The organism is Pedobacter sp. HMWF019, from assembly GCF_003061025.1.
Taxonomy (GTDB): domain Bacteria; phylum Bacteroidota; class Bacteroidia; order Sphingobacteriales; family Sphingobacteriaceae; genus Pedobacter.
In genome coordinates this window covers 1-19,027 of the sequence record NZ_QAIL01000246.1, presented here as the reverse complement: position 1 = coordinate 19,027, position 19,027 = coordinate 1, and the positions used below count along the sequence as shown (strand labels likewise).

Annotated in this window: 11 protein-coding genes; all 11 read right to left on the bottom strand. The window is 42.0% G+C overall.

The features are described 5' to 3' along the window. Positions 1–37: 37 nt before the first annotated feature. Complete coding sequence (locus DBR11_RS14335) at positions 38–3,223, bottom strand: TonB-dependent receptor (RefSeq protein WP_158275293.1); 3,186 nt, start codon at positions 3,221–3,223, stop codon at positions 38–40. Positions 3,224–3,405: 182 nt separating this feature from the next. Beyond that, on the bottom strand, positions 3,406–4,512 hold the full coding sequence (locus DBR11_RS14330) for a FecR family protein (RefSeq protein WP_108553348.1): 1,107 nt from the start codon (positions 4,510–4,512) through the stop codon (positions 3,406–3,408). A 109-nt stretch (positions 4,513–4,621) separates the two neighbouring features. Then, positions 4,622–5,167 (bottom strand): RNA polymerase sigma factor, encoded by a 546-nt coding sequence (locus DBR11_RS14325; RefSeq protein ID WP_108553347.1) that lies wholly within the window; start codon positions 5,165–5,167, stop codon positions 4,622–4,624. Between the two features lie 166 nt (positions 5,168–5,333). Beyond that, positions 5,334–6,359 (bottom strand): DUF6268 family outer membrane beta-barrel protein, encoded by a 1,026-nt coding sequence (locus tag DBR11_RS14320; protein WP_108553346.1) that lies wholly within the window; start codon positions 6,357–6,359, stop codon positions 5,334–5,336. 462 nt (positions 6,360–6,821) lie between these two features. Next, positions 6,822–8,237, bottom strand: coding sequence for an efflux transporter outer membrane subunit (locus tag DBR11_RS14315; RefSeq protein ID WP_108553345.1), 1,416 nt, complete (start codon positions 8,235–8,237; stop codon positions 6,822–6,824). Between the two features lie 11 nt (positions 8,238–8,248). Continuing rightward, entirely contained in the window at positions 8,249–11,461 is a 3,213-nt protein-coding gene (locus tag DBR11_RS14310) for an efflux RND transporter permease subunit (RefSeq protein ID WP_108553344.1), read from the bottom strand. Between the two features lie 24 nt (positions 11,462–11,485). Further along, entirely contained in the window at positions 11,486–12,622 is a 1,137-nt protein-coding gene (locus DBR11_RS14305) for an efflux RND transporter periplasmic adaptor subunit (protein WP_108553343.1), read from the bottom strand. A 136-nt stretch (positions 12,623–12,758) separates the two neighbouring features. Then, the gene (locus DBR11_RS14300; RefSeq protein WP_108553342.1) at positions 12,759–13,358 is read right to left on the bottom strand and encodes a TetR/AcrR family transcriptional regulator; all 600 of its coding nucleotides are present in this window, start codon (positions 13,356–13,358) and stop codon (positions 12,759–12,761) included. 124 nt (positions 13,359–13,482) lie between these two features. Next, complete coding sequence (locus DBR11_RS14295) at positions 13,483–14,433, bottom strand: AraC family transcriptional regulator (protein WP_108553341.1); 951 nt, start codon at positions 14,431–14,433, stop codon at positions 13,483–13,485. A 29-nt stretch (positions 14,434–14,462) separates the two neighbouring features. Continuing rightward, positions 14,463–15,563: an efflux RND transporter periplasmic adaptor subunit gene (locus tag DBR11_RS14290; protein ID WP_108553350.1), complete on the bottom strand. Its 1,101-nt coding sequence runs from the start codon at positions 15,561–15,563 to the stop codon at positions 14,463–14,465. Between the two features lie 26 nt (positions 15,564–15,589). Continuing rightward, positions 15,590–18,868, bottom strand: coding sequence for an efflux RND transporter permease subunit (locus DBR11_RS14285; protein WP_108553340.1), 3,279 nt, complete (start codon positions 18,866–18,868; stop codon positions 15,590–15,592). Between the last annotated feature and the right edge of the window lie 159 nt (positions 18,869–19,027).

Here is a 19,027-nt window from a genome sequence, read left to right as displayed (position 1 = left end):
ATTTTATATATTTTAATTTCATTGTGTCCTCCAATTTTTATAACCCGATATTGATACCAAATAATATTTTCCTGCTGATAGGATATTTGAAATTACCCGCAGCATCACTAAAATCTACCTCCGGATCAACACCTGAGAATTTTGTACCTGTCCATAAATTATCGCCGCTGACAAAAACTTTGGCGTTTTTGATCTTCAACTTTGACAACCATTGAGTTGGGATTTCGTAACCCAGCGTCACATTCCGCAAACGGATATAACTTCCATCTTCCAGATATCTGGAAGAACTCTGGTTAGAATCATGGTTACCCCCCAGAACAGGTTTTGGGTGCGTAGCGATATCGCCTACCTTTTCCCACCTGCTCCATCCGGATTTCAGGACCATCGCATTATAACTCTCATACAAACCGTCACTGTCAAAAAGAGCACGGCTGGCGTTATATACTTCATTACCATATACAAAATTGAAAAAGGCGCTTAAAGAAAAACCCTTGTAAGAAAAGGTGTTGGTAATACCGCCAGTAAATTTAGGAGAAGCAGAAGTCCCTGTATATTGCCTGGTGGCCTGACTGTAGGTATTGGTTAAGGCCGTGTATTGTTTACCATCAGCATCGGTGATGATCTTTTCCCATAACGGATCTCCATTATTCGGATCTACACCTGCCCAGATCGGCATTTTCCAATCATAAATATCATGGCCAATGGCTCCTGGTTTACTCGCATCGGGTGCTATTGCATCTTTCCCCTCATTTAAGGCTAATATGCGGTTTTGATTAAAGGCCATATTGTAACTTGTTTCCCACTTAAACTGCCCAGTCAGGTTCCTTGAATTAATGCTGAATTCTATTCCCCTGTTCTTCAAGGCACCTACGTTATCAAAATAGTAACTATATCCGCTCGTACTTGGCAGCGGAATCTGGAACAATAAGGCATCAGACCGTTTATCGTATACATCGACCGTAACATCAATCCGTTTAAACAAACCAAAATCAACGCCGATATTGGTGGTTTTCTGTTTTTCCCAGGTCAGGTTCGGATTGGCTCTTTGTGAGGGTTTTGCACCCGGTGTTCCCCCATAACTTGCCGATGCGTCTACCAGATACAAGCCCAATGAAGGGTAATCCCCAATTTCAGCATTACCTGTGGTACCATAACTCGCCCGCAATTTCAAAAAGTTCACAGGCCCCATATTCTTAAGAAATTCTTCATTCGATAAAATCCAGGAAGCCCCTAACTGATAGAAATTACCTCCGCTTTTATCACGGCCAAAGCGCGAAGAATTCTCATGTACAAATGACGCTACGGCAAAGTATTTGCCTGCGTAATTATATTCCGCCTGCGAAAGGTATTTGCTAAAATTATAGTCATTTGTTCCCCCGCTCGGATTACTTACAATGTCAGTAGCCGTAGACATCACCGGTCTACCAGGAGGTAGGTTCTTTCCATTGAGTAAAGCATTGTCAAAATGTGATTTTTCTACTTCCCCAACGGCTAAAACGCTTAAATTATGCTGTCCGAAACTGTTTTCATATTTTAAACGGTTAGAAGAAAGCAGCCTGTTGGTATAAGAAGTCTGATTATAGAGTTCTCCGTTATTCGCGCCCCCTTGTTTTGTTCTTTTATCATAATAATCAACGTAAAAATCATTAAAGAAATTAGCTCGGTTATAGGAAGCAAAACTCAGATGTTTACTTATGGTATAGTCCAGATTTACATCCCCGTTTACATTTAAACTTCTTCCATTGGAAAAGTTATATTGGATAGACTGCAGAAAATTCTCCTTGTCTCTTCCCAGCCAGTTGAGCGTTGTTCTTCCGTCAGTAGGAGTTCCATCGGCATTAAAAGCCGGATCAAAAGGTAAATTCAAATAAGCATCACGCAGGGTGCTACTGGTTTGATAATTGTCTTTGGTATAAATTGTATTCAATAATACGCTTAACTTTAAGCGCTGGGTAAGCTGAGAAGAAAGGTTTGCACGAAGGCTATAAGCCGTCTTGTCGTTTTTCACCACTGTACCCTCTTCTTTATAATAATTACCAGAGATATAAAATTTAGATTTCTCGGTACCTCCTGAAGCAGAAAGCACATAATTCTGTGTCAAACCTGTCTGGGTAGCAAGATCCCACCAATTCGTATTCGTATTCAGAACTGCCGGATTGGGATTGGTGAAAGTTTTCTGATAATCATACAACTGCTGGGTATTCATCAGCTTAAAATTCCCCATATTGGGCTTATTAAAACCTACAGTAGAGCTGATGTCAATTTTGGTTTCACCTGCTTTACCTGTCTTGGTCGTAATGATGATCACCCCACTTCCTGCCCTGGAGCCATACAACCCTGTTGCTGCCGCATCTTTTAAAATGGTTACCGATTCTACATCAGCTGGGCTATAGGTTGCGTTAGAGGCCCCATATGCACCTACAATATTTCCATCTACAACCACCAGCGGTGCAGTTCCCCCGTTAATACTACTTACACCTCTGACCAAAACTTTTGGTGCTTCAGTTGGATCCCCCGATGCCGAAGAAACTGTAACGCCAGGTGCCTTTCCCTGGATCATGCTCATCACATCATTCGAAGCTACACCTTTCAGCTGCTCTGCATTCAATACCGTTACAGAACTGGACAATTCGCTCTGTTTTTTCGAAGAATAGCCTACAACCACCACCTCATTCAAATTACTATTTTCCTCCTCCAGCTGCACATTAATCACCGTTCTCCCCGAAACCGGAACTTCCTTGGTTAAGTAACCAACAGAACGAACCACCAAAACACCATCATTAGGCACTCTAAGGGTAAAATTACCCGCAGCATCTGAAGAAGTACCAACTCCTCTGTCCGATTTTAAACTAATCGTTGCTCCCGGCACCGGGCCAGCTTTATCCGTAATTTTTCCTTTTACAATGATATCATTTACATTCTCCCCTTGCGTAGAAAGCATCACCAGACCTTTACTCGTAACCGTGTACTTTAATACCTCGTTTGTAAACAGTTTCTCCAACACTACCTTCAGATCCGCGTCGGCAACATCCAGGTTCACCTTTCTGTCCGTGTTCAGATAATTTGTACTGTATATAAAATGATATCGGCTTTGCTTCTCAATCATTTTCAAGATCTTATCAATCTTTTCGTTCTGCACTGTAATACTGATCTTTTCCTGGGAAAGGACTTTGGCCGAAACCTGCATACAGAGAAGTAAAACAATGGTAAAAGTTAACTTCATATACAAAATTAGTTTTAGAACGGGCCGGTTAAGTCCCCATTTGAGTAATAGTTTATTTGTCATATATTTGAAAATTGGTTTCACAGCCAAAAACAGAGGAGACCTGCCGCTCAAAAGTAGCCTCCTCTAAAATGTTAACTATCAATAATTACCGGTTGGGTGTTGGAGCACCGAACCGGTTTTTATTTTGAAAGCTGAACAGTATTTCCTTTGATCTTATAATTAAAATAGTTTACGGTTTGCATTGCTTTTAGTACTTCGTTTATCGGTTCATTTTTAAGGGTTGCGGTAAATTTATATTTTTTAACTTCGTCATCTTTGAAGGCCAGGGTAACCCCATACTCGCGTTCCAGTTTCTGCTGAAGCTCTATAAAAGTTTCGTTATTAATTTCCAGTCCGTTATTCACCCAGGCTGTTTCTACCACAACATTCCTGTTGGTCAAATGTACATTGCTCACCAAAACCTTAGGGATGTCTTTTGCCAGTACCTGTTTAGCTGTAGCCATCTGATCTTCCTCCACCGTAATCTTTTCACTCGGTTTCAGAACAAAATGACGATGACTTTTATCGTTCAGACTGGCCTGTATACTTCCTATAATCAAAGAAGCCTCTGTACGGCGCTCATCCGGATAGGCACTTACATTAAATTTAGTTCCAAGCACCTTAACATCCAATTTAGCCGTATGTACAATAAAAGGTACGGCAGGATTGTGTTCCACCTCGAAGAAGGCTTCTCCAATAAGATCAACCTCACGGGTATTTTTATTATAGCCTTTCCTTAAGCTGATCTTCGTATCCGCATTTAACGAAACAGTTGTTCCATCTTCAAACGTGATCTTCTTTCTCTGGGCCTTTTCTGTCGTAAAAACATTTTTACTTAACAGCGTTGCCTGCTCAGCATTTAGAGAATTGGAAGGACTGGATCTCTTCCATACAAAAAAGCTACCGATCAATACCACAAGCATCACAAGAGCGGCCATCTTGTACATTTTAAATTGACCGCTACCACTCACATAACTTTCACTGAGTTCTGGAACTGGCTGTTCCAAAACACTAAGTCTGGTCTGTATCAATTGCTTAAAGTTGGCAAGTTCTGTTTCAACAGGACGTTTATGGCCACTCAATTGCTTATACATAAGCATAGCTTCACTCAGCTCCTGTTCTTTTTCAGGGTGTTCTGTTGTATAATTTTGCCAAAATTTGACATGTTCTTCATCATTGCCGGCACAATAGCTCAGAAAGCTTTCATCAGTAAGAAAATCTACAGATGTATATTGGTTGTAATCCATTGTTTTGCCTGTTTAATCTAATAGTGCAGCAATCCGGATTTTTTCCTAAGAAAATTTCAAAAAAAATAAAATTAATTTAACACAGTCTTTATCTTAAAAAAACACAAACCTATTTCATCTCCTTTTTCAAGATCTTCAAAGCATCATAAATTGTGTTATAAGCCGTTTTAACCGTAAGAGAAGCACGCTCAGCAATTTCAACATAAGAGAGGTCATCAAAAAATTTGAGCTGAACGAGTTCCTTCTGCTTAGGGGTTAATTTTTGAAGTGCAGTTTTCAGTCTGGAACGCAGGTGTTGCTCCGACTGGATATTCACGATAAACTCTTCGTAGGAAAGTTCATGTAGTTCATCTTGTTGTGTGTGAATTGCCTTTTGCCGCAATTCATCATGATAATAATGCCTGGCTACCTTTCTTTTGACATAACTCAGCAAATAAGACTGAACATTCTCCACTTCCGGAAGGGTATGGTGTTTATCCCATATTTCCATAAACATTTCGTTCACCAAATCCCTCGATAAGTCCACATCAGCAGAATATTTAATCCCAAAATTCAGCAAATGAGTAAAAAGCAGTTCATAAAGCCGAAAAAGGGAACTGATATTCCCCTCCTTTATGCCATTCCACTGCATTTTACAATCTGTTTTGCTTTCCATCTATAGCCAAATCTTGAAATGCCACCAGTAAGTAACCATTATGCATATATACAGATTTTAATTTTCAGTAAAACATAATTCAGGGTTAAATTTCACCAAAAAAACTGTACAGCAACAAGACTTAACTACTTAAAGAAAAAATTACTGGAATTTCAAAAAGAAATGGCTACAATGCTTTAAGAAATGGCAAAACAGAAATACTAAAATTCACATAAGGCGCAGCCTTAAGCTTATTCTCTATAAAATAATCTTTACTCGGCGCACTCTTCTCAAATACCCGCGACTGCAATGGACTGAGCAAACCACCACTAGCCCCTAGAACCACATACTTTGACAACCTATACTCATAGGCAGGACCGGTTTTTAGATCAAGCGTAGTGAAAATATTCTGCTGAGGCAATGCAGGGACATTCAAATTCAGAAACGCAAGTGTTCCGGTCATTTCCGTTCCAAAAGAAAGAAAAGACTTTTCAGACAATTGTTTCCTGATGTTAATCCTTGATGGCAGATCTACGAATAATTCAAGGCTGTTGCTGAATTTACGCCAGGCATTATAATACGGCAATATCGGCAAAGGGGCCGAAGGATCAACAACAACGACCACGCCGACAGAGGAAGACCGGTCAGCCGTTCTTTTAAGGGTCAGTGCAGCAAGTCCCATATAGTTCATTCGGATATAAGAAAAGTGTTCATTTGTAATCGCAAGTGCACTCACACTATAAACCACAGGCTTATCAAACAAAGTACTTGCCCTGGTTACGCCAAGCCTGAAATTAAATGTATGCTCTTTGAGAACCATTTTAGCACCCTGAACCATACTGGGCTGACCATTGATATCACTAAAAGATATTTTTTGTTGCACCAGTCCCAGAGAAGAAGAAATGAGATTTTTTCCGATCTCCGCTACAGGAATGTTAACGTAGGCCCTGATCCTTGAAATCTGAACTTTACTCTCCAGAACTCTGTTGCCATATAAATCAGACTTCAAATCCTGTTTGCCCGCAAACTCCGTAGAAATTCCTCCCTGACGCAACAGAGGATAACGCAAGGCTATTTCTCTCAAAGCGGCCATCTTTAAAGAATCTGCTATTTTCTTTTTATCTGCTGCAGGGTTACCAGTTTGGCTATAAGACTTCATTGAAACAGAAACCAGGACAAAGAACAACAGGCTCCCGCTTAATACTTTTATCATTATTCGTATACTTAAAATTATCACTCTTTTGAGGTAAAGATGCAGAACGAAGGCTCTGGCACGAAGAAAAAACAAGGTTAAACGGACAAAATCGCGGGGGAAATTTCTGAATGTTATTTTTTATAAAGCAAGCACCAATCCTGGCTGCTTGCTTTATTTTATTATTATTATTGTTTACCTAAATTTCAGTCATGAAAATTTTTTTATGTCTGAAATATCACGCCCAAAATAGTGAATTCAGCAAACCATTGATATGCGAAAATCTCCATTTTCAATCCACTGAAATTGCCCGGGAAAACAAATTCATTTGAAAAAAACTGGCATCTTTGAACCTCTTCGTCAACAAAAAAAGGCCACCCTACCGGATGACCTCTCAAAAAATGCTTTTGAATAAAATAACCTGGCGTCTTCGAGCTTCTTCAGCGAGAATATGCAGTCATTTTATTCAAAACATTTTTCCCTCTAATTCCAGCCTCCGCCCAGCGAACGGTAAAGCTCAACCATAGAATTCAATCTTGCCGCCTTAAGCGTAGCCATATCCAGTTCACTTTGCAACAAATTTCCCTGCGCAGTAATTACTTCCAGGTAATTAGCCATACCATTTCTAAATAGCAAGTTCGCATTCTTTACCGCTTTCTGCAAAGTCTGCACCCGGCTGCTGGCTATCGTATACTGCTGTTTCAATTTTTCCTGTTTGATCAGTTCATCAGATACCTCACCAACCGCATTCAATACCGATTGCCTAAATTGAAGCACTGCTTTCTCCCGCTCTACTTTAGCTACCTCAAACTGGGTTTTCAGCTCTTTACGTTGAAAGATCGGCTGCGTAATCCCACCTGAAACCAGGCCAAATAAAGAAGCCGGAACATTAAACCAATTGCTGGCTTTAAAAGAATTCAAGCCACCACTGGCCGTAATGCTCAGAGAAGGATACATACTGGCTTTCGTTACACCAACTTTCGCATTGGCTATCGCCAGGGCCAGTTCCGATGTTTTTACATCAGGCCTGCGGCTTACCATATCCGAAGGTACACCCGCAGATAAAGATTCAGGCACCACCATTTGGTCTAAATTAGCCTGACGCTCTACAGCCGAAGGCAGCTGACCAGTTAAAATACGTAATGCATTTTCCTGTACGCCTACGCTTTGTTCCAGTTGCGGAACCAGTTGTGCCGCTACCATCTGCTGCGCTTCTGCCTGCTGGATGGCCAGAGATGTCACTTGGCCGGCATCAAACTGCATATGAATGATCCGAAGTGTACTATCATTTAAAGCCAGGTTCTTTTTAGCCACCTGCAATTGGGCATCCATCATGAGTAAATTGTAATAGCCCTGGGCTACATTAGCAACCAAACGGGTTTGTACCGCCTTCTTAGCTTCCCTGCTTTGCAGATAGGTCGCAAAAGCACCTTGCTTTTGACTCCTGATCTTTCCCCAGATATCCGCTTCCCAGCTCAAACCCAGATTGGCATTGTAATCTTCAATATGGCTGGTTCCTAAAAACTGGCTGGTACTTAAACCATTCAGACTATTGTCTGAAGGTCGGTTGGAACTTCCCGTAATCTGCAAATTAAGCGAAGGGATATTGCCTAGTTTCGACTGTTTAAACAGCAATTCTGAGGCCTCAATATTCTTCACGGCAATCTGCAGGTCGTAGTTCCGCAGCAAAGCAGTATCAATCAATTTACGCAGCTCTGCTTCCGCAATAAACTGTTTCAAAGGAACAGCACCAATACTGGAAGTATCTGCTGTTAAAGCAGCCCCCCTGAAAGCCTCGGGGGTAGCTGATTTGGGTGCCGGAATATCCTTTGATACTTTACAGGCGCTTAAAAAGACGACCAGTAATAAAAAAGCATATGGATTTATATATCGTTTCATTTTTCTAATTGTTAATTATTATGCAGTTCCAGCTTTTCAGTTTCCCTGGCTGTTTCATTTTCATTCTGGTCCTCACGGTTCAATACCGCTACAGGCAAGCCAGTAAACCGCTCCTGCAAATGCTGGAAGATCACAAACAATACCGGGATAATGAATAATCCTAACACAACACCTGACACCATCCCCCCGGCAGCTCCTATACTGATGGAGTGATTACCTTGTGCTGAAGGACCCGTTGCAATACTCATTGGGAATAAACCGAACACAAAAGCCAGTGATGTCATAATGATCGGTCTTATCCTTAATCTCGCTGCTTCTATAGCCGCTTCCACCAAACCAAGTCCAGCCTTACGCCTTTGGACGGCAAACTCCACAATAAGTATGGCGTTTTTAGCCAAGAGTCCAATAAGCATAATCAGCGCTACCTGTACATAAATGTTATTTTCGATACCAGTTAAACCCAATACCACAAACACCCCAAATACACCTGTAGGGATCGAAAGTATTACCGCCAACGGCAGGATATAACTTTCGTATTGTGCTGATAACAAGAAATATACAAACACCAGACAAAGCAAAAATATCACAGTTGATTGTCCTCCTGAAGAAATTTCCTCACGTGTTTGCCCAGAGAATTCATAAGCAAACCCAGTTGGCAATTGTTCCTTCGCCGTTTCCTGTATAGCCTTAATTGCATCACCCGAGCTGTAACCTGGTTTAGGAATAGCGTTTACCTCGATAGAGTTAAACAGGTTATAACGCGAAGCCGTTTCTGAACCATAAACACGGGTTAATTTAACAAGCGTATTGATCGGCACGCTTTCTCCCGCTTTGTTTTTAACAAACACACGATCAATACTTGCAGGATCGGTTCTGTCGGCAATATCAGCCTGAACCACCACACGGTAGTATTTACCAAAACGGTTAAAGTCTGATGCCTGTGCAGTACCAAAATAAGTCTGCATAGTTTGTAAAATGTCTTTAACACTTACACCCAACTGATCAGCTTTTTGGTCATCAACATCCAACTGTAACTGAGGATAATCTGCTTTATAAGAAGTAAAGGCATAAGCAATTGCCGGTTTCGCCATTAACTTTGCGATAAAGTTATTAGCTACACCACTAAATTTATCCAGCCTGCCATTAGTCTTATCCTGTAAGGTCACATTCATGGCCTCCACGTTACTAAATCCTGGAACGGTTGGAAAACTGAATACAAAGAAAGTACCGGCAGATATGGCTGCCATTTTAGCCCTTACTATATTTTGTATTTCATCGATATTTTTTACCGCCCCTCTTTGGTCATTTGGTTTTAACAATAAAAAGATCTGACCAGCCGACGGGCTGTTTGATGCCGTTAAAAAGTTATAACCTGCCAGCGACATCACAAATCTTGCTGATGGCATAGCACGTAACTCTTTTTCAGCTTGTTTTAATATTTTGTTGGTATTGCTTAATGAAGTTCCTGATGGACTGGCAACAGCAATAGCCACAAAACCCTGATCCTCTGTAGGAATAAAACCTGTTTTTGTTCTGCTAACCAGGAAAACTGTTCCAGCAACTAGTAATGCAAGCCCGGCCATGCTAATCCATTTATTACGGATAAGGATTTTTAAGCCGCCAATATATCTCTTGGTCATGTAATTAAACCCACCATTAAAGCCCGCATAAAACTTCTCAACAAAACCTTTCTTAGGCACATGGTGACCATCTGCTGCATGTTTATTCTTTAAAAATAAGGCAGCTAGCGCAGGGCTTAAAGTTAAGGCGTTAACAGCAGATATAATGATGGCTATAGCCATTGTTAATGCAAACTGTTTGTAAAATATACCTGTTGAGCCAGTCATAAAACTAACCGGTAAAAATACCGCCGCCATGACCAGTGTAATAGATATAATTGCCCCGGTAATTTCATGCATGGCCTGGGTAGTTGCCGCTTTGGGAGTAAGCGTTGGGTCATCTTCCATTTTGGCATGCACCGCCTCCACCACCACAATCGCATCGTCCACCACAATACCAATGGCCAATACAAGGGCGAACAGCGTTAAAAGATTGACAGAGAATCCAAAAAGATTCATGAAGAAGAAAGTACCAATAATAGCAACCGGAACTGCTATAGCCGGGATCAGGGTAGACCTGAAATCCTGAAGGAATATAAATACGACAATAAATACCAGTATAAAGGCTTCCACTAAAGTATGCTCCACCTGATTGATGGATTCATCAAGATCGGTTTTAGTACGATAAAACTGATTGTATTTGATTCCCTTAGGAAAATCCTTTGAAAGTTTTTCCATTAGTTTATCCAGGGAAATCTGGATTTCGTTAGCATTTGACCCCGATAATTGTATGATACCAATGGTAATTCCATCGTGTCCGTTTAAGCGGTTTACACTACTATAACTATAAGCACCGAGTTCAACACGTGCAACATCTTTTAAACGTAATATAGAACCATCTGAATTTGAACGGATAGCGATATTTTGATATTCCTCCGGTTTGGTAAGCTTACCTTTATATTTAATTACATATTCAAATGCCTCATTACTTCGTTCTCCAACCCTGCCTGGTGCCGCCTCCAGGTTTTTGTCCTGAATAGCACTGATGACTTCATTAGGCGTAATTTTGTAGGTTGCCAATTGAGTTGGATTTAACCAAATACGCATTGAATAATCCTTAATACCACCAAATACACTGGCAGAACCTACACCAGAGATACGTTTGATTTCGGGGATTATATTGATCTGAGCATAGTTATTTACAAAAACTGCATCGTATTTTTTTGGATCCTCTGAGTAAATACCTATCGCACCAATAAAGCTATTTTGCTGTTTAGTCGTCGTTATACCATATTGTACAACCTCTGCAGGCAATTGGCTCGTTGCTTGTGAAACACGGTTTTGCACGTTAACAGCGGCCTGATCTGGGTTCGTACCTTGTTTAAAGTAAACCGTGATACCCAATGTACCATCATTACTGGCTGTAGAGGTCATGTATGTCATGTCCTCCACACCATTAATTGCCTCTTCCAATGACGGAGTCACCGAACGTAAAATCGTTTCGGCATTAGCACCCGGGTATACAGCAGTTACCAATACCGACGGAGGTGCGATATTAGGAAAGCGCTCTAAGGGCAGCTTTGTTAAGGCAAGTATACCAACGATCACCAATAATATGGAGATCACTGTTGAAAGTACCGGCCTTTCTATAAATTTTTGAAACATGACTTTTAAACTTTAAGTTTTATATTAATTTTTTGTTCTTGCAACAGCTACTTTATCTGCTGCATTTTGAGGCTGGATAACCATGCCTTCCTGTAGTTTATCAATGCCGCTTAACACAATCTGGTCGCCAGCTTTTACGCCGTCTTTAACCAAATAATTTTCGCCAGTTTTACCAACAATAGTAATGGCTTGTTTTTTCACTTTACTGCTGTCACCCACGGTAAATACAAATACTTTATCCTGCATATCAATAGTAGCCGATTGTGGAATGATCAGTGCATCATTGTGCTGCAGGCTCAGACGGATCTTTCCAGTATTCCCAGATCTGATCAGACCTTCCGGATTTGGAAAGCTTGCTCTGATGGTAATGGCACCGGTATTCTTGTCAAACTGACCGTCGATCACATCGATCTTACCAGGTTTGGCATATTCGGTATTGTCGGCAAGCAGTAAAGTAACCGCAGGCAATTGTTTCAGTTTATCTTTCAGTGTCTGGCCAGGATATTGTTCCTTAAAGTTCACAAAGTCCTTTTCACCCAGGGAAAAATACACATGCACATCATGTACATCAGACAGTTGAGTTAAAGCTTCTACATCTGTTGGGCCCACCAGACTACCACGCTTTTTAAGCAGTCTTCCAATATAACCACTTACAGGAGCTTTAATTAAGGTATAGCCCAGATTAATAGAGGCTGTAGAAACATTCGCTTTAGCCTGCTCCACATTCGCTTTTGCAGCCAGTGCAGTCGCTTTAGCAGATTTTAACTGAAATTCAGAGATCACTTTGTTTTGTACCAGCGGCGTTAAACGCTCTACCTCCAGCTGGGCATTAATCACCGCCGCTTCTGCAGAATGCTGGGCTGCAAGCGCGTTGTTTAAAGCTGCACGGAAAGGCAGTTCATTGATTTTAAAGATGGACTGGCCGGCAGTTACAAAAGCGCCTTCATCCACAAATACTTTATCCAGTGTACCGCTCACCTGAGGGCGAACTTCAACATTTACCGTACCTTCAATAGAGGCAGGGTATTCCTGGAAGGTTGTTTCCGTTCCGGAAACAACAGCGGCCACAGGTAAGGCAGGCGGTGGTGGTGCAGCCACCTGAGGGTTCTTACTTGAACAAGCCATTAAAAATAAAACAGAGAGTAGTAGTATTGGTTTCATAACGTTATTAGACGATTTAACAGTGTTAGATAATAGGGCGGAGATGGGGGGATATTTCATGATATTTATTATTATGTAGATTTATAACGGATATAAGTGATTTAACAGCGTTAGATTGAGAGGAAAAAAAAAGGATTTAATCGTTTATGAACCGGATAATACCTTTTAGGGCATCTCTTAAAATATGCTGGTTCATCTCTTCATTAGTTCCTTTCTGAACAAGATTGATCGAGATCAGGCCATGCACAATAGACCAGAACGTGTAATATTTTCTGCAAATCAGGTCTTCATCAGGTTCCACCTTCGTAATGAGCTGTCTGATCACATCACCATACATCCGGCTTACCCGTTCTGCTTCCGGCAACGCTTTTTTAACCTCACAGCAAATCATTTCCACACCATACATGATCTGATAAAATTCCTTGTGTTCAAAAGCAAAATCCCAGTAGGCAATCCACATCGCTTCCATTTGATCGGCTGGATGTTCATACGCATTTCTGGCCGCTTCTACTTTTGTCCCCAACAGAATATAACCTCTGCTGGTCAGCTCTAAAAGAATGCCTTCTTTGTTTGCAAAATATTCATAAATGATAGGCGCAGTATACTCAATAGCATCCGCAATTTTGCGCATACTCAAAGCCTGCCACCCTTCTTCCTGGGCAATCTGAAGCGCAGCATCCAGAATGTTATTCCTGGTCTCTTCTTTTAAACGCTGGATTCTTTCTTTGCTTCCCATGATTAATTATATAGAGGTGTAAATAATTTAACACCGTTAAACAAATGTAGATACTTCTTCAGTAAGAATCTATCATTCATTTGTCAAAATGAAATTACAAAGCTTTAAATGCTTTTAAACACGCTTATTCTGTTAAAACTTGCCTAAAAGATTTAGGCGTTCCCTGCATTTGCCGTCTAAAAAAGATATTAAAATTAGCAGGGTACTCAAATCCCAGACAATAGGCAATCTGCGAAACATTCCATTCCGTATGTTTCAACAAGGCCACGGCTTCGTTCGCTATCCTTTTAGAAATATGCTCAGAGGTTGTTTTCCCGGTCACCTCTTTAACCGCATGGTTCAAATGGTTCACATGAACCGCTAGTTTAGCCGCAAAATCATGTGCGGTTTTCAATTCCAGTACATGATCTGTGGAGCCGATCGGGAATTGCCTTTCCAGCAGTTCCATAAAAAGCGAAGCCAGACGTACCGAAGCATTGCTGTGTTTAATATCTGTAGATGCAGGCTGTACTTTGATCGCCTCATGAACAATCAGGTTCACATAGTTACGGATCAGGTCATATTTATGTACATATTCCCCATTCATCTCCTCCATGATCTTTAAAAAGAGCTCCATAAATATACTCTCCTGATGTTCATCTATCCGGATCAGCGGACAACCATGAATCCTCCACAACAAGGACTCTTTCAGACTCTCGTTCTTTTTACGCATAAAATTCTCCGTAAAAAGACAAAAATACCCACCCTGTGTTTCAGAGGTTCCCTCCCAGGAATAAGGTACATTCGGATTTGTAAACAAGAGCGCGCGTCCTTTCACCTCGATACGTTCATTTGGAAAATGAAGTATACCACAACCAATGATCAGAGAGATCTTGTAAAAATCTCTCCGGTTATAAGGTGATGGATTGGCAGAACAATAAACCGATCTTTTAAACACATTAAAATGGCCAATGTCGTTCACCATTCCCAAACTTGGGACCACAACTTCAGGCCGGTTAATTTTAAGCCTGTCGTAAAAGTCCTGCAGCGTTTCGCTTTTCAATACATTATAAAATTCCTGGTTTCTGGCCGGCATATGACGATGATAAAAAAACTAGTATAAAGTTAAGACTTTATTACAGTTCCGTCACGCATTTCTTCACTCGGTTCTGTCACAAATTCATCACCGGCATTCAGATTTCCAAAAACCTCTATTCTGTCATCAGTTTCACGACCTTTCTTAACGGCTACTTTTTCCGTCTTGCCATTCACTACTTTGATCACAAAGAGACCTTCACTCGTATCGAGTAATGCTTTTTTAGGAACGGTGAAGGTACTGGCATTAGCCGGAAGCGGGATACTCACCTCCGCCACCATACCTGGCAATAGTTTTTTATCGTTGTTGAGCACATCCATTTCTACCTTTTCGGAACGCAAACGCAGATCCAGTGCTCCTGCCAAACGCTTCACATCAGCCGTAAAAGTTTGGCTTGGAAGAGATTTAACCGTAAAAGTAACCTGGTGCCCATCTTTAAGATAGCCTGTATACACCTCCGGAATGGAAATGGCCAAACGGAGTTTCTTTTGCTCCTGCAAAGTAAACAACGGAAACTCCGATCCTTTTCCTGAAGGCCCAACATAGGCTCCCAAGTTTACATTTCTTGCCGTGATGATCCCGCTAAACGGCGCACGGATCTCCAGATAATTCTGGATTGCTCCTACCTCTTTTAAAGCGGCTTTAGCTGCCTCAAACTGTGCATAATCTGAATTCTTTCTGGCTATGGCCTGGTCCAGATCATTTTTGGAAATAGTACCAGGTGTTTTGCTGGTTTCAAACAAGCGGTCATAATTTGCCTTGCTGGCTGTATAAACCGCTTCCTGAGCCTTCAGCTTAGATTGCGCAGCTGCAATCTGAGAAGTCATCTCCGGTGCTTCCAGTGTCATGAGCAGTTGCCCCTGGGTAACCTGCGAGCCGATATCTGCTTTTAATGTTTTCACAAAACTGCTCACTTTGGCATACAGGTCTACCTGCTGGTAAGCGCTCAGTTCGCCTGGCAGACGAAGTGCTGTAGACAATTTCTCCTTTTCCAGTTTGAAAGTCGCCACAGGAGCTGCTTTCTCTGTTTTCACCTCTTCTTTCTTCGCTGAAGCCGTACAGCCATGCAATATTGTAGCCAGGGCCAGGCTGCCTGCAACCAGTGTACCCTGAAATATCTTTGTTTTCATTTGTATCAAATTTAAATATCTTACCATTAATCTGCTAAACCTTTAATGTAATGCTTACTTTCTTCGTCTTCCGGATCCAATGAAATGGACTGTGTAGACACTTTACCTTGTACCCAGGCAAATACCAGGGGCAGGATCACCAGCACGGCAAAAGTAGAAGCGACCAATCCGCCAATTACTGCTCTTCCCAGCGGAGACACCTGATCTCCTCCCTCTCCATGTCCTATCGCCATTGGAAGCATCCCCGCCACCATGGCCACACTGGTCATGATGATTGGCCTCAGCCTTAAAGCGGCTGCTTCTTTTGCCGATTCCAGCGCATTGCCATTGTGTTTCCTTAAATGCTCCGCATTGGTGATCAGTAAGACCGCATTGGCAATGGACACTCCGACCGACATGATGATTCCCATATACGACTGCAAATTCAGTGTAGAGCCCGTTACCGTTAACAACAGCAGAGAGCCTAATACCACCGCAGGTACAGTAGCCAGAATGACCAACGGAACCTTAAAGGACTGGAAGTTAGCCGACAGCATTAAAAAGATCACCACAATAGCCACCAATAAGCCAGACTGCAAACTGCTCAAGGTTTCCTTCAACACCTGGGTTAAGCCTACCGGCTGGATCATCAGGCCACGTGGAAGTTCTCCCACAGCCTTAATGGCTTTCTCAATATCTTTAGTTGCAGAGCCAAGATCCTTTTTATTCAGATTGGCCGTTACCGAAAGAAAAGGCGTTGCACCAACGTTGTCATTTTCTCCATAGGTTGTATCCGGAGTGATGGTCGCCACATCCGAAAGTACCGGCCTGGTTGCATTTCTCAGCAGAGGAATCTCCCCGATATCATCCTTGGAATTCATCTGGTTAAAAGGTACCTGTACCTGCACATTATAGGTCAGGCCGATCTTCTCGTCCATCCAAACGTTCTTGTCTGTATAACGGGAAGATGACGTAGAAGCCACCAGAGATTTAGAGATATCATTCAGGTCAACCCCCAGTTGTGCCGCCCGTACACGGTCTATATTGATATTCATTGAAGGATACTTGATGGGCTGTGCAATTTGTACATCCCTCAGGTATTTTATTTTCTGCAATTCAGCCATAATCTTGTTGGCATAAACTTCATTCACCTTTTTGTTCTTACCGGCAATTCTGACCTCAACCGGCGTAGGAGAACCCTGGCTAAGTACTTTATCCGTTAACTCTATCGGCTCAAAAGAAAGTTTAAGTTCTGGTGAAAGCTTTTTGATCCGCTCCCGTAATTTATCCTTAAACTCTTCCATATCCGTATGGTAATCTTTCAAACCAATCTGAAAAACAGCCTCATGAGGACCAGCCATAAATAAATAGATCGGGTTCACCGAGAACAAAGCCGGGTGCTGGCCAACATATACTGAAGTAATGGCAATATGTTCCGGCCCCACCATTTTCTTCAGTTCGCCAAGAATCAATTGTGCTTTCTCTTCCGTCCGCTCCAGACGGGTACCATCCGGTGCTTTCATCCGCAGCTGGAACTGGCTGGAATTTACCTTTGGAAGCACATCCCTCCCTATCGTACTCAGCAGCAACACCGCCAGACCAGTAATCAGAACAAGGTACAGGATCACCACAGGCTTACGGTGTGGCATCAACCGGTTTAAGAAACGCATAAACCGGTTTCTGAACCGCTCAAATAAACTGATCTTTCCATCTTTGTTAAAGTCTTCACGTTCCACCAAAAGCTTTTTCTGATTTAGCGTGTCTTTCTCCGATTCTGGCGTTAAACCTGTAGACAGAAAAACAGCCTCATCTTCGGTTGCACCTTTTGGATGTTTGGTTACCTTATGCGGATGTGCAACCATCAGCCAGTTGGCCATGATCGGTACAAAAGTTTGAGATAAAAAGAAAGAAACCACCATAGAAAAACCGATGGCCATAGCCAGAGGCAAAAATAATGCCCCCGGAATTCCGCTCATGGTAAAAGCCGGTGCAAATACCGCCAGAATACACAACAAGATGAGTAATTTTGGAAAGGCAATCTCCTTACAGGCATCCCAAATGGCCAATGCCTTGGGTTTTCCCATATCAAAGTGCTGGTGTATGTTCTCAATTGTTACGGTAGACTCATCCACCAAAATACCAATAGCCAGTGCCAGACCACTCAACGACATGATATTGATCGTTTGGCCAAAGAGCTTGAGGAACAATACCCCCGCAATAATAGAGGTTGGAATGGTTAAAATAACAATCAGTGCCGCACGTTTGTCACCTAAGAACAACAACACCATTAAACCCGTCAGGATAGCCCCGATGGCCCCTTCACTGATCAAACTTTTTACCGCATTGATCACATAAACACTCTGATCAAATTCATAAGACAATTTAACATCCTCAGGCAGTGTATTCTGGATTAAAGGAAGGTTCTTTTTCAGGTTTTTCACCACATCCCAGGTAGACGCATCACCCGATTTTGCAATGCTGATGTATACCGAACGTTTACCATTAATCAGCGCATAGCCCGCTGTAGCATCTGCTCCGTCTTTAACCACGGCAACATCTTTCAGGTATAAATTCTGTACACCGCCTTTAAACAAAGGAATATTTTCAAAATCCTTAATTTTCTGAATGGTATAATTAGTGGGTGTAATGTAATTTTTATTGCCAATCCTTACGTTTCCGGAAGGCGCAGTCTGGTTGTTGACCCGGATGGCCTCAACCACCTGGTCTACGGTCAGGTTGTGCGAACGCATTAGGTTCGGGTCTACGTTAATCTCTATTGTACGCGGACTTCCACCAAAAGGTGCTGGAGCCAGTAAACCAGGGATGGCTGTAAAAGAGGAACGGACATAAATATTAGCCATATCCTGCAGCTCGTTATTAGAACGGATCGGGCTACTCAACACCAATTGTCCAACCGGTAAGGAGGAGGCATCAAAACGAATGATAAAAGGCGGCTGTGAGCCTGGCGGGAAAATAGCCTGTGCCCTGTTGGAAAGCGCACTGAGCTCCGAAGCTGCCTGCGCCATATTTGTTCCCTCATAATAAGTGAGTTTCATCAGCATCAAACCCTGTACGTTTTTGGTTTCGATGCTCTTGATCCCATTGGCAAAAAGCAGAATATTGATGTACTGCTTACCAAAATAAGCCTCCATTTGTGTTGGGGTATAGCCCCCAAAAGGGTGCGCAATATAGATCACCGGTAAATTCATCTTTGGCAGGATATCCACTTTGATGTCGCTGATGGCACCAATCCCAAAGAAGAAGAGTCCGGCAACCAATACCAGGATGGATATCGGTTTTCTAAGTGCGAAACGTATTAGATTCATTGATGTATAGATTAGAATTCGTTTATAAAAAGATCATAATTACCCAATGCGGCAGATTTAAGGAGCAGTGCCTGCCATACATTGTTGTATGCAATGTCGCGGTCGGTTTCTGCCCGGTTCAGGGTATATAAGGCCTGGGTTAAATCCACCATCGTGGTG

Excerpts from the sequence above, each read along its gene's own strand:
- DBR11_RS14325 (WP_108553347.1), bottom strand. The coding sequence starts at position 5,167 with ATGGAAAGCAAAACAGATTGTAAAATGCAGTGGAATGGCATAAAGGAG.
- DBR11_RS14285 (WP_108553340.1), bottom strand. The coding sequence starts at position 18,868 with ATGAATCTAATACGTTTCGCACTTAGAAAACCGATATCCATCCTGGTA.
- DBR11_RS14290 (WP_108553350.1), bottom strand. The coding sequence starts at position 15,563 with ATGAAAACAAAGATATTTCAGGGTACACTGGTTGCAGGCAGCCTGGCC.
- DBR11_RS14315 (WP_108553345.1), bottom strand. The coding sequence starts at position 8,237 with ATGAAACGATATATAAATCCATATGCTTTTTTATTACTGGTCGTCTTT.
- DBR11_RS14310 (WP_108553344.1), bottom strand. The coding sequence starts at position 11,461 with ATGTTTCAAAAATTTATAGAAAGGCCGGTACTTTCAACAGTGATCTCC.
- DBR11_RS14305 (WP_108553343.1), bottom strand. The coding sequence starts at position 12,622 with ATGAAACCAATACTACTACTCTCTGTTTTATTTTTAATGGCTTGTTCA.
- DBR11_RS14300 (WP_108553342.1), bottom strand. The coding sequence starts at position 13,358 with ATGGGAAGCAAAGAAAGAATCCAGCGTTTAAAAGAAGAGACCAGGAAT.
- DBR11_RS14335 (WP_158275293.1), bottom strand. The coding sequence starts at position 3,223 with ATGAAGTTAACTTTTACCATTGTTTTACTTCTCTGTATGCAGGTTTCG.
- DBR11_RS14330 (WP_108553348.1), bottom strand. The coding sequence starts at position 4,512 with ATGGATTACAACCAATATACATCTGTAGATTTTCTTACTGATGAAAGC.
- DBR11_RS14295 (WP_108553341.1), bottom strand. The coding sequence starts at position 14,433 with ATGCCGGCCAGAAACCAGGAATTTTATAATGTATTGAAAAGCGAAACG.
- DBR11_RS14320 (WP_108553346.1), bottom strand. The coding sequence starts at position 6,359 with ATGATAAAAGTATTAAGCGGGAGCCTGTTGTTCTTTGTCCTGGTTTCT.